This window comes from Bradyrhizobium sp. C9 (assembly GCF_002532045.1).
Lineage (GTDB): Bacteria > Pseudomonadota > Alphaproteobacteria > Rhizobiales > Xanthobacteraceae > Bradyrhizobium.
Window position 1 is genome coordinate 692,835 of sequence record NZ_NWTG01000001.1, and the last position, 12,135, is coordinate 704,969.

Below are 12,135 nucleotides of genomic sequence, written 5' to 3' on the forward strand. Positions count from 1 at the left end.
CTGGCCGTCTGACCGACACTTGCGGCCAAATCGGATGATCGGCTCGATGAAGTCCCAGAATGTAACCCTGACTAGCGTCGCAGTAACCTGACAATGGCGAGAGCCGAGGGAACTGCAATAATGATCAGGACAAATATCAGGCGAATGCCGTCGCCTGATATTCTCAGATAGGCGGCGTAGAAAGCTCCAACGACAACGATCGATACGATAGTCCGAAGCAGGACTAGACCTACAGACGCCTGTGCGTTCGGCTGCAGCACGACTCGAACCTCAACTTGCCGATTTGCTTTTTGCCCCTTCAGCCGCGGGAAACACCACGCGGTCGTCGGTGCGGCAGTAGCGATCCGCAAACATGCGGCCGATCGGATGGTAACGCTCCATGTGGACGCGCATCGCATCACGGTCCCACAATTCGTCGCGGATGTGGAAGTGAATGCCTTCGCCCATGACCAGCTGGCGGTCGCCATTGACATCGATCAGCTTCCAGGTCTTGCATTCCATCGCGAACGGCGCGTCGGCGAGCCGGGGCACCGCGATCTTGCGCGCGGGCGCGAGCTTGAGGCCGAGATAGTCGGGCTCGCCGATCTCGGGCGGGAAGTCGCCCGAGGTCTCGTGCATCGCGCGCGCCAATGGCTCGTCGGTCAGATTGACAACGAACTCGCCCAAGCGCTGGATATTAACCAGCGTGTCCTTCTCGCGGCCGTCGGGCCTGCGGTTGACCGCGAACATGCAGAGCGGTGGGTCCTCGCAGAACACGTTGAAGAACGAGAACGGCGCCGCATTGACCACGCCGTCCGCGCCGAGGCTCGTCACCCAGGCGATCGGCCGCGGCAGCACGAAGGAGGTTAGCACCTTGTAGCGTTCGCGTTGGCTGAGGTCGCTCGGGGAATATTCCATGGGATGTCCGAAAACGTAGGGCGGGTTAGCGAAGCGTAACCCGCCGTCAGCCGTTCGGAAAGCAAAAGGCGGGTTACGCTGACGCTAACCCGCCCCATGCTTCTGCTTGCTCGTCTCCCCATGCGCGGGGAGAGGGAAGACTACGTCATGCTCAGTTCGTGGCGGCCGACCACCATCCAGTGCACCTCGTCCGGACCGTCGGCGAAGCGCAGATGGCGGACGTCCTGGTACATTTCGCCGAGCGGCGACCATTGCGAGATGCCGGTGGCGCCGTGCATCTGGATCGCCTGGTCGATCACCTTGCAGGCGCGTTCGGGCACCATGGCCTTGACCATCGAGACCCAGACGCGGGCTTCCTTGTTGCCGAGCACGTCCATCGCCTTGGCGGCCTTCAACACCATCAGCCGCATCGCCTCGATCTCGCAGCGCGCCTGGGCGATGATCTGCATGTTGCCACCGAGATGGGCGATCTTCTTGCCGAACGCTTCGCGGGTGAGGCCGCGCTGCACCATCATGTCGAGCGCCTTCTCGGCCTTGCCGATGGTGCGCATGCAGTGATGGATGCGGCCGGGACCAAGGCGGACCTGCGAGATCTCGAAGCCGCGGCCTTCGCCGAGCAGCATGTTCTCCTTCGGCACCTTCACATTGTTGAAGCGCAGATGCATGTGGCCGCGCGGCGCGTGGTCATGGCCGAACACGTGCATGGGCCCAAGGATCTCGACGCCGGGGGTGTCGATCGGCACCAGAATCTGCGACTGCTGCTTGCTCGGCGCTGCGTCGGGATTGGTCTTCACCATCACGATCATGATCTTGCAGCGCGGATCGCCGGCGCCGGAGATGTAATACTTCTCGCCGTTGATCACCCACTCGTCGCCGACCAGCTTTGCGGTGGTCGAGATGTTCTTGGCGTCGGAGGAGGCGACGTTCGGCTCGGTCATCGCATAGGCCGAGCGGATCTCGCCGTTGAGCAGCGGCTTCAGCCACTTCTCCTTCTGCGCCTTGGTGCCGACGCGCTCCAGAACCTCCATGTTGCCGGTGTCGGGCGCCGAGCAGTTCATCGTCTCGGAGGCCAGCGGGCTCTTGCCGAGCTCGGCGGCGATGTAGGCGTAGTCGAGGTTGTTGAGGCCGTCGCCGGTTTCGGCGTCGGGCAGGAAGAAGTTCCAGAGGCCGACTTCCTTCGCCTTGTCCTTGGCCTTCTGCAGGATCGCGAGCTGCTCGTCCGTGAAGCTCCAGCGGTTGGTCTTCTTCTCGCCGGCGCGATAGAACTCGACCGACATCGGGTCGACGGTGTCGCGGATGAACTGCTTCACATGGTCGTAAAGCGGGCGGACCTTGTCCGACATGCGGAGGTCGTTGAGCTCGTCGCCCGGATTGAGCGTGTAGTTCGTGGTGCGCGGCACATAGGCATGCTTCATTGTCGTTTCTCCCGTCGCGAAGGCGCGTTCGCGGCGGACAATAAACGCGTGCGGCGCGAAGCGCGAGTACCGATTTTCCTGATGTCTCTACCGCATCGCGGAATTTCGCGACGGCGTTTCAAACGTTGTTTGAACGCCGTCGCGTACAGCGTGAAAAGGCCCGGCGGACGCCGGTTAGGTCATCCGATGCATCGCGCAGATCTTGTTGCCGTCGAGGTCACGCAGATAGGCGAGGTAGAGCTTGATGCCGCCTCCCTCGCGCACGCCCGGCGGGTCCTCGCAGGGCTTGCCGCCATTGGCAACGCCGGCCGCGTGCCAGGCGTGGACCTGTTCCGGCGAAGAGCAGGCAAAGCCGATCGTGCCGCCATTTGCGTGCGTGGCCGATTCGCCGTTGATCGGCTTGGAAACCATGAAAATGCCGGCCTTGGTGAGGTACATAATGCGGTGACCGTCGACCCGGGCCGGCCGGACATCGAGCGTGCCGAGCAGCGCATCATAGAACGCCTTGGCCTTGTCCAGATCGTTGGTGCCAACCATCACGTGTGAAAACATCTGAAATATCCTCCCTGCTTGTTGACGAAAGCCGCTTTGTGCGCCCTCGCAACGCGAACGCTAGCAGCAGTTTTGTTTCGACGGAAGCGACGCGGCGTCGCGCGTTGTTCTGATGCGACGCCATCTCCGATCGCCATTCCGAGGCTCGCGTGGGTGCGATCGGCACCGAGCTTTCTCTGCGCGTCTGTTCAATCAGCGGAGCAAGTTAACGCAAGACTCGGGCGCGGTAGCGCCAGGAGGACGCGGATGATCATCCACAGACCGCGCAACACATTCAGCGTCGTCCCGGCCTAGTGCGCAATTGCGCACTAGGCCGGGACGACGGCGGTGAATGCGGCGGCCGCTGCGGCCCACTCAGAACGCCGTGTACCCGCCGTCGATCACAAAGCAGTCCGCCGTGTGATAGGACGACGCCTTGCTCATGAGGTAGACGGCGATGCCGCCGAAATCACTGGGCTCGCCGAAGCGGCGCACCGGGATGCGGGGCATTACGTTGGCGACGAACTTGTCGTTGGCCATGATGCCGGCGGTCATGTCGCTCTTGATCCAGCCGGGCAGGATCGCATTCGCGGTGACGCCATGGCGGGCGAGTTCGACGCCGAGCGCGCGGCACAGCGCATTCAGCGCGGCCTTGGTGCCGGCATAGTGCTCGTTGCGCGCGGTGCCGAACAGCGAGGCGAGGCTCGAGGTCGCGACCAGCCGGCCGAACTTGTCGCCGGCCTCGGAGCGCTCGGTCATGTGGCGTGCCGCAGCCTGGAATACATGGAAGACGCCGTCGAGATTGGTCGCGAACATCTTGCGCCACTCTTCCTCGGTGCGGTCGATGAAGGAGCGGCGTCCGCCGCCCCCGATGCCGGCATTGGCGAAGCAGCCGTCGACGCGGCCGAAGGTGTCGAGCGTCGCCTTCATCGCGGTCTTGACCGAGCCGGGATCGCTGACGTCGCAGAATTGGGTGGCGACCTTGCCGGGGCCGGCCTTCATCGAGGCCGCGGCGTTGGCGTTTTTTTCCGCGTTGCGGCCCCAGATCGCGACGTTGCAGCCGGCGGCGTTGAGCGCCTGCGCGATGCCGAGGCCGATGCCGCCATTGCCGCCGGTGATGACAGCGACGCGGCCGGTGAGATCGAAGATGCCACTCATTGGGGTTTCCATTTGGTTTGGTGCGCGCTAATCACGCGTTCACGGATGGGCTTGCCGCCGACCATGGACAAGCCCGGCACAAAAATCAAATATGGGTCCAAACATAGGTCGACCCATCGACCTACCGCGGTACCAACCGCCGAAGCAACGTAAAGAGGAAACCATGCAGTTCAAGCACGTCACGCTCGACTTCGACGGATCGGTCGCGATCCTCAAACTCGACCATCAGGAAGTCATGAACGCGGTCTCGATCGACATGCTGGGCGGCCTCGCCGAGGCGCTTGATGCGATCGACGACAAGCGCGACGAGGTGCGCTGCCTGGTCATCACGGGCGCCGGCCGCGCCTTCTGCACCGGCGCCAATCTGCAAGGCCGCAACCAGCAGCAGAAGCCCGGCAGGAGCAACGCCGGCGCGGCGCTGGAAACCGCGTTCCACCCGTTCCTCCGCCGATTGCGTAAGCTGCACTGTCCGATCGTGACCGCGGTGAACGGTCCGGCCGCCGGCGCCGGCATGAGCTTCGCCTTGATGGGCGACCTCATCCTGTGCGCGCGCTCGTCGTATTTCCTGCAGGCGTTCCGCCGCATCGGCCTGGTGCCGGATTGTGGCTCGACCTGGCTGCTGCCGCGGCTGATCGGCAAGGCGCGCTCGGTCGAGCTGTCGCTGCTCGGCGAGCGGCTGCCGGCCGAGAAGGCGCTGGAATGGGGTCTCGTCAACCGCGTCTATGACGACGGCGCGCTGATGGAGGAGACCATGAAGCTCGCGCATGATCTTGCCAGCGGCCCGACGGTGGCGCTGTCGCTGATCCGCAAGCTTTATTGGGACAGCCCGGAAAACACCCTCGAGGATCAGCTCAATCTGGAATTCGAGTCGCAGCGGATCGCGGGCCGCGCCGAGGATTTCAAGGAAGGCGTCACCGCGTTCCTTGAGAAGCGGCCGGCGAAGTTCACGGGCAAATGATCGAGACCGAGCTCACCCGCTGCGTCGCCTCGTTTCATCCGGGCGCGACGGGCGTCACCGGCGCGGCAAAGCTTTCCGGCGGCGCCAGCCAGGAGACCTGGACGTTCGACATCGTGCACCCTGATGGCAATGTCGGCGCGATCCTGCGCCGCGCGCCGCCGGGCTACGGTGCCGCGCCAGGCCGCGCCGCCGGCCTCGAGGCCGAGGCGACGCTGATGCAGCTCGCGCATGACGCGGGCCTGCCGTCGCCGAAGGTGATGCATGTCCTGAGGCCGGAAGACGGCCTCGGCCGCGGCTTCATCATGGCGCGGGTCGAAGGCGAGACCATCGCGCGGAAAATTTTGCGCGACGAGGAATTTGCCAAAGCGCGGCCGATGCTGGCGCGCCAGCTCGGCCGTGTCATCGCCGGCATCCATGGCCTGCCGCAAGCAAAGCTGCCGAAGCTGCGCGGCCTGACGGCAACCAAGGAGATCGAGGATCTCGGCCGCGAGTATCACAGCTTCAACTGGCCGCGGCCGGTATTCGAATTGGCGCTGCGCTGGCTGCGCGATCACGATCCCGGTCCGTCGTCCGAGGTGACGCTGGTGCATGGTGATTTCCGTCACGGCAATCTGATCATCGGCCCCGACGGGGTGCGCGCCGTACTCGACTGGGAGCTCGCGCACACCGGCGATCCCATGGAGGATCTCGGCTGGATCTGCGTCAACTCCTGGCGCTTCGGCGAGATCGACAAGCCGGTCGGCGGCTTCGGCTCCCGCGAGGATCTGTTCGCCGGCTATGAAGAAGCCGGCCGCAAGGCCGACCCCGACCGCGTGATGTTCTGGGAAGTGATGGGGACGCTGCGCTGGGGCGTGATGTGCTGCGGCATGATGCAGCGCTTCCGCCTGGGCCCCGATCATTCGATGGAGCGCGCGATGATCGGGCGCCGCGCGTCGGAGACCGAGATCGATCTGCTTAGGCTGCTTGCTCCGCGAGGAAAGTAAGATGCAGGACGAACCGACACCCACCGAACTGATCAAGGCCGTCGCCGATTTCCTGCGCACCGAGATCGCGCCTGTCATCAAGGGGCACAACAGCTTCAAGCTGCGCGTCGGCATCAACGCGCTCGATCTGGTGACGCGGCAGCTTGCGCTCGCCGAGGCCGGCGATGCGACCGAGGCCGCGCGGCTGAAGGTGCTGCTCGGCGCAGACGGCACGCTGATGGAGCTGAATCGCGCGCTGTCGGAGAAGATCGCGAGCGGCGAGGTCGATTTGAAGACGCCGGGGCTGCCGGAGCATCTGTGGCAGACCACGATGGACAAGCTCGCCGTCGACCAGCCGAACTACGCGTCGTACAAGAGGGAATTCGGAAAGTAGGATGGGTTTCGCTGCGCTCTGCCCACTCTAGCAACGGCCATTCCGGGCGCGGCAAAGCGGCGAGCCCGGAATGACGGGTGGAGTGAGTTTGTTGCTACCGCCCCAACCACTTCGGCGGACGCTTCTCCGAAAACGCCTTCGGACCCTCGATGTAATCCTGCGACGCGGCCATCGCCTTCACCGCCGGATACTCGCGCTGCTCGGCCAGCGCCTGTTCCAGCGAGACTTCGAGGCCCTTCTGGATCGCCTGCTTGGAGGCGCGGATCGACATTGGCGAGTTCTTGGCGATGGTCTCGGCCCAGCGCTCGGCGGCGGCCAGCGCCTCGCCCTGCGGCACGACCTCATTGACGAAGCCGAGCTCGAGGCCTTCCTTGGCGCTGACATGGCGCGCGGTCAGGATCATGCCCATGGCGCGCTTCAGCCCGATCTGGCGCGGCAAGCGGTGGACGCCGCCAGCGAGTGCCGCAAGGCCCACGCGCGGCTCGGGCAAAGCGAAGGTCGCATTCTCGGAGGCGATGATCAGGTCGCAGGCCAGCGCGATCTCGAACCCGCCGCCCATTGCGACGCCATTGACGGCGGCGATGATCGGCTTGTCGCAGTCGAAGCGGCTGGTCAGGCCGGCGAAGCCGCCCTTGTCCCAGCCACGCTTGCCGCCCGCCGCCTGCCATTTCAGGTCGTTGCCGGCGCAGAACGCCTTGTCGCCGGCGCCGGTGACGATCGCGACCCACTGCTCGGGATCGGCGGAGAAGTCGTCGAACACCTTGTTGAGCTCGAAATGCGCGTCGATATGCAGCGCGTTGTAGACCTCGGGCCGCGACAGCGTCACGATGGTGATGGGACCCTTGCGCGTCACCTTGGAGAATTTCAGATCCATGTTTGCTCCCGTCGATTTTCTGCGGCGAAGAATATGGCCGCTATCCTAGCGCCTGCGCCTCGTTCCGCGCCATCCAATTACGCAACGCGACCGCGCGCGCAAGCCTCATCGGCCTGCTTGACTTGGCGGCGTGCTTCTCACCTTAATCGCTCCGAACGCGGCTGCGCGATAGCGTCTAAACGCAAAACCAGAATCAACAAGTTCTTCGGGAGTGACCGCCTTGGATTTCAATCTGCCGGCTGACCTGACAGCCTATCTCGCCGAGCTCGATCGCTTCATCGAACGCGAGGTCAAGCCGCTGGAAGCGGCTGACGACAACATCCGCTTCTTCGATCATCGCCGCGAATGGGCGCGCACCGATTTCGACAAGGGCGGCCTGCCGCGCCGTGAATGGGAGCTCTTGCTGCGCAAGGTCAAGAACCTCGCCGATGCCGCCGGCCATCTGCGCTTTGCGATCCCGAAGCGTTACGGCGGCAAGGACGGCTCCAACCTCTGGATGGCCGTGATCCGCGAGCATTTTGCCTCGAAGGGGCTCGGCCTGCACAACGATCTGCAGAACGAGCACTCGATCGTCGGCAATCTGCCGATCGTCACCATGCTCGACCGCTACGGAACCGACGAGCAGAAGGAGATGATCGACGGCTCGATCACCGGCAAGTACCGCATCACGTTCGGCCTGACCGAGCCCGAGCATGGTTCCGACGCCACGCATATGGAGACCAAGGCCGTGCAGGCCACCCGTGACAACGTCAAGGGCTGGATCATCAACGGCGAGAAGATGTGGACCACAGGCATGCATGTCGCGACGCACTGCGCGCTGTTTGCCCGCACCTCGGGCAATGACGGCGACGCGCGCGGCATCAGCTGCTTCCTGGTGCCGGCGAACTCGGCGGGCGTGAAGGTCGAGGAGTATATGTGGACCTTCAACATGCCGACCGATCACCCGCGGGTCAGCTTCACCGACGTGTTCGTGCCAGAGGATGCGCAGTTCGGCGAGGTCGGCCGCGGCCTGTCGCTGGCGCAATGTTTTGTCCATGAGAACCGCATCCGCCAGGCCGCGAGCTCGCTCGGCGCGGCCGTGTATTGCATCAACGAAAGCGTGAAGTACGCGCGGGAGCGAAAACCGTTCGGCAAGGCGCTGGCCGAGAACCAGGCGATCCAGTGGCCGCTTGTCGAGCTCGCGACCCAGGCCGAGATGCTGCGGCTGTTGATCCGCAAGACCGCCTGGGAGATGGATCAACTGACCCAGGCGCAGGTCGAGCACACGCTGTCGGACCGGGTCTCGATGTGCAACTTCTGGGCAAACCGGCTGTGCTGCGAGGCCGCCGACCGCGCGATGCAGGTGCATGGCGGCATGGGCTATTCGCGCCACAAGCCGTTCGAGCACATCTACCGCCACCATCGCCGCTATCGCATCACCGAAGGCAGCGAGGAAATCCAGAAGCGCAAGGTGGCTGGCTTCTTATTCGGCTACATGGGGGCCGGCAAGCACTGAGGCACCAGAGCGTTTTCGAGCGAAGTGGATACCGGTTCGCGTGAAGAAAACGCGTCAAACAAGGATCTAGAGGCGGCACGACATGGAAGGCGGATGCACCTGCAGAAACGTCCGCTACCGCCTCAACGGCAGGCCGATGATCGTGCACGCCTGCCACTGCACCTGGTGCCAGCGCGAGACCGGCACCGTGCATGCGCTCAACGCGATGTACGAGGCCGAGCGGGTCGAGCACATCGCGGCCGAGCCCGAGATCGTGGACACGCCATCGGCGAGCGGCAAGGGGCAGAAGATCGCCCGCTGCCCGCGCTGCAAGGTCGCGGTGTGGAGCAATTATCCGGGCGCGGGACCGGCGGTGCGCTTCGTCCGCGTCGGCACGATGGATGATCCGAGCTGGTGCCCGCCCGACGTCCACATCTTCACGTCATCCAAACAGCCGTGGGTGATGTTCCCGCCCGGTGCCAAGGTGTTCGCCGAGTATTACGATCGGCGAGAGGTGTGGCCCGTGGAGGCGCAGGAGCGCTGGCGCGTGCTGCGGGAGAGGATGAAGAAGACCTGACGGCTCTCTCCACCGTCGTCCCGGCGAACGCCGGGACCCATAACCACCGCCGTTTGTTGCTGAACCACGCTGGGGCCGCATTCGTCTCGGCCAACTGCTTTTTGTGACAATGGGTCCCGGCCTGCGCCGGGACGACGGAAGTTAGTTCACCTGCCGATCCTTCCCCACCCAGTACGGATCGCGCAAATTCCGCCGCAAAATCTTGCCTGACGGGTTGCGCGGCAGCGCCGGGATGAAGTCGACCGATTTCGGTGTCTTGTAACCGGCGATCCGCTCACGGGTGAAGTTGATGATGTCGGTGGCGGTCGCGCTCTTGCCCGGCTTCATCACCACCACCGCTTTGACCGCCTCGCCCCATTTGTCGTCGGGGATGCCGATCACGGCGGCTTCCGCGACGTCGGGGTGGTCGCACAGCGCGCTCTCGACTTCGGCGGGATAGATGTTCTCGCCGCCGGAGATGATCATGTCCTTGATGCGATCGTGGATGTAGAGATAGTCGTCGCGGTCCATGTAGCCGGCATCGCCGGTGCGCAGCCAGCCGTCGCTATCGATGGTGCGCGCGGTGGCCTCGGGCAGATTCCAGTAGCCGGCCATGTTGGAGCCGGAGCGGGTGGCGATCTCGCCGACTTCGCCGGGCGGCAGCGGCTTGCCATCCGGGTCGAGGATCGCGAGCTCGATGCCGGGCAGCGCCTTGCCGGCGGAGCGCATGCGGTCGAGCCCCTCGATGTGATCCTCCGGCGGCAGCGCGACGATGGTGCCGGTGGTCTCGGTCATGCCGTACATCTGCACGAAGCCGCACTTGAAGACCTCGATGCACTCCTTCAGCAGCGCCGCCGGGATCGGCGAGGCGCCATACAGCATGTACTTCAAACGGGAAAAGTCGACCTGCCGCGCGCGCGGTTGCCGCACCACGAATTGCATCGCGGCCGGCACCATGAACAGCTTGGTGATGCCGGACTGCTCGAAGAAGTCGAGCACCTTGGTCGGATCGAATTCGCGGGCGATCACGCCGCGGGCGCCGTGATAGAGCCCCATGACGCCCCAGCCGGAGCCGCCGATGTGGAAGATCGGCATCGCGACCAGCGAGACGTCGTCGGTGGTCCACCGGTTCCATTCCGGCTTCTCGGCCTCGTTGCCGCTCTGCACCAGGTTGAGGAAGTTGGCGTGCGACAGCATCGCGCCCTTCGGCTTGCCTGTGGTGCCCGAGGTGTAGAGCTGGATCGCGATGTCCTTGGGCTCGATCGCAACGCGCGGATCATTGCCGCTCTGTGCATCGCGCCAGGCGAGATAGTCGGGCCATTCCGGCGCGCCGCCCTCGGTCGTGATGGTGGTGCGAACGCTCGGCAGCTTGTCGCTGATGTTGCGCGCCTGGGCGATGAACTCGGGGCCGACGAACAGCGCCGGCGCCTTGCAGTCGTCGACGATGAAGGCGACCTCGGGACCTGCGAGGCGCCAGTTCACTGGCGCCATCACCACGCCGGCCTTCATCGCCCCCATCAGCAATTCGAAATAGAAGTCGCTGTTCTTGCCGAGATAGGCGATGCGCTCGCCCTTCCTGATGCCCATCGCGATCAGCGCATTGGCGACGCGGTTGGTGTTGGTGTCGAATTCGGCGAAGGAGGTCTGCCGGCCCTCGAACTCATAGGCCAGCGCAGCGCCGCGGCTCGTGGCGCGGTCGCGCACCATGTCGGCAAGGTTGCTCAGTTTCGGCGCGTCGGACATGTTTCCCCCGTGACGTCTTGTTTTGTTTGCGCGGAGTGTGGCGGCATCGCGCGGGAAAAACAATACGGGGTTGGTGGCTGCGATCTCTCAACGTCGTCCTGGCGAAAGCCAGGACCCATTACCACCAGTGCAAATGAGGCGCGACGCTACGGCCACAACGTGCGCAATCGCGCACAGTGGTGGTTATGGGTCCTGGCTTTCGCCAGGACGACGGCGGAGGGTGAGGCGCCAGCGCGGGCCTTACCCCCGCGCCGCGCGATCCTTCTCGTTCTGGGCCTTGATCGACTCGCGTGCCTTGGTCCAGTCGTCGTCGCTCCAGTCGCGGAGCTGGTAGAAATTGCCGCCCATTGCCAGCGCCTGCGCGCCGTCCATGGCGATGGTCTCGCCGTTGATCCAGTCGCAGCCGCCGGAGATCAGGAACACCGCGAGGTTCTGCAGCTCCTCCATGGTGCCGACGCGGCCCATCGGGTTCATCGCCTTGGTCCGTGCGCCAGCCTCGTCGCCGGGCTTGATGCGCTTGCTCATGCCCTCGGTCGGGATCTCGCCGGGCGCGATGGTGTTGAGGCGGATGCCGTGACGGCCCCATTCGATCGCGAGCGACATGGTCATGGCGTGGATCGCCGACTTGCTCATCGCCGACGGCACCACGTAGGGCGACCCGTTGCGCACCCAGGTCACGGTGATTGACACCACATTGCCGCGATGGCCGCCGGCGATCCAGCGCCGGCCCACCGCATGCGTCACATAAAAGGTGCCGTGCATCACGATGTTGGCGACCGCGTCGAAGCCGCGCGGCGACAGCTCTTCGGAGCGCGAGATGAAGTTGCCGGCGGCGTTGTTGATGAGATCGGTGAGGGGACCGCTGGTGGTCCAGATCGACTCGATCATCTCGTCGACCGCCATCGCATTGCGGATATCGACGCCGTGGCTGACCACGCGTCCGCCATATTCGGCCATCAGTTCGGTGGCGGTCTCGTCGCAGACGCTCTTGCGGCGGCCGCAGATATGCACCTCGGCTCCGAGCTGCAGGAACCGCGAGGCCATGGCCTTGCCAAGGCCCGTGCCACCACCGGTTACCAGTATGCGCCGCCCGGCAAGAAGCTGGTCAGAGAACATCGTTTCCTCCACGGGGGTTGTCAGTTAATTGGTCGATTGACTAAAAGCGGACAACGG

General features: G+C 64.5%; 12 protein-coding genes. 5 read left to right on the plus strand and 7 right to left on the minus strand.

Going from position 1 to position 12,135, the window contains the following annotated elements:
• Window positions 1-270: 270 nt before the first annotated feature.
• The 4 genes from CO675_RS03075 to CO675_RS03090 all read right to left on the minus strand — a co-directional run bounded on the left by CO675_RS03075 (window position 271) and on the right by CO675_RS03090 (window position 4,001).
• Window positions 271-897: a flavin reductase family protein gene (locus CO675_RS03075; protein WP_097670520.1), complete on the minus strand. Its 627-nt coding sequence runs from the start codon at window positions 895-897 to the stop codon at window positions 271-273.
• A 140-nt stretch (window positions 898-1,037) separates the two neighbouring features.
• Entirely contained in the window at window positions 1,038-2,312 is a 1,275-nt protein-coding gene (locus CO675_RS03080) for an acyl-CoA dehydrogenase family protein (RefSeq protein WP_097670521.1), read from the minus strand.
• 174 nt (window positions 2,313-2,486) lie between these two features.
• The gene (locus CO675_RS03085; RefSeq protein WP_097670522.1) at window positions 2,487-2,864 is read right to left on the minus strand and encodes a VOC family protein; all 378 of its coding nucleotides are present in this window, start codon (window positions 2,862-2,864) and stop codon (window positions 2,487-2,489) included.
• Window positions 2,865-3,218: 354 nt separating this feature from the next.
• Window positions 3,219-4,001, minus strand: a complete 783-nt coding sequence (locus CO675_RS03090) for an SDR family NAD(P)-dependent oxidoreductase (protein ID WP_050406764.1) — start codon at window positions 3,999-4,001, stop codon at window positions 3,219-3,221.
• Between the two features lie 163 nt (window positions 4,002-4,164).
• On the opposite strand from CO675_RS03090, the gene CO675_RS03095 reads away from it, so the two are divergent.
• From CO675_RS03095 to CO675_RS03105, 3 genes are read left to right on the plus strand one after another with little or no spacing between them, the layout of a single operon-like run.
• Window positions 4,165-4,959: an enoyl-CoA hydratase/isomerase gene (locus tag CO675_RS03095; protein WP_097670523.1), complete on the plus strand. Its 795-nt coding sequence runs from the start codon at window positions 4,165-4,167 to the stop codon at window positions 4,957-4,959.
• Window positions 4,956-5,942: a phosphotransferase family protein gene (locus CO675_RS03100; RefSeq protein WP_097670524.1), complete on the plus strand. Its 987-nt coding sequence runs from the start codon at window positions 4,956-4,958 to the stop codon at window positions 5,940-5,942. Before CO675_RS03095 ends, CO675_RS03100 begins: the two co-directional genes overlap by 4 nt.
• A 1-nt stretch (window position 5,943) precedes the next feature.
• A complete protein-coding gene (locus tag CO675_RS03105; RefSeq protein ID WP_097670525.1) occupies window positions 5,944-6,315 on the plus strand; it encodes a DUF6285 domain-containing protein in 372 nt (123 codons plus the stop codon).
• A 94-nt stretch (window positions 6,316-6,409) separates the two neighbouring features.
• Here the strand turns inward: CO675_RS03105 and CO675_RS03110 are convergent, their stop codons facing one another.
• On the minus strand, window positions 6,410-7,189 hold the full coding sequence (locus tag CO675_RS03110; protein WP_097670526.1) for an enoyl-CoA hydratase-related protein: 780 nt from the start codon (window positions 7,187-7,189) through the stop codon (window positions 6,410-6,412).
• A 220-nt stretch (window positions 7,190-7,409) separates the two neighbouring features.
• Between CO675_RS03110 and CO675_RS03115 the strand changes: the two genes are divergently transcribed.
• Together CO675_RS03115 and CO675_RS03120 are read left to right on the plus strand one after the other, a co-directional pair.
• Window positions 7,410-8,684 carry an acyl-CoA dehydrogenase family protein gene (locus CO675_RS03115; RefSeq protein ID WP_097670896.1) on the plus strand — a complete coding sequence of 425 codons (1,275 nt, stop codon included), beginning with the start codon at window positions 7,410-7,412 and terminating at the stop codon, window positions 8,682-8,684.
• Between the two features lie 82 nt (window positions 8,685-8,766).
• Entirely contained in the window at window positions 8,767-9,240 is a 474-nt protein-coding gene (locus CO675_RS03120) for a GFA family protein (protein ID WP_097670527.1), read from the plus strand.
• Window positions 9,241-9,381: 141 nt separating this feature from the next.
• Here CO675_RS03120 and CO675_RS03125 read toward each other — a convergent pair whose 3' ends face one another.
• Window positions 9,382-10,962: a fatty acid--CoA ligase gene (locus CO675_RS03125; protein ID WP_097670528.1), complete on the minus strand. Its 1,581-nt coding sequence runs from the start codon at window positions 10,960-10,962 to the stop codon at window positions 9,382-9,384.
• Window positions 10,963-11,202: 240 nt separating this feature from the next.
• Entirely contained in the window at window positions 11,203-12,078 is an 876-nt protein-coding gene (locus tag CO675_RS03130; protein WP_097670529.1) for an SDR family oxidoreductase, read from the minus strand.
• Window positions 12,079-12,135: the final 57 nt, after the last annotated feature.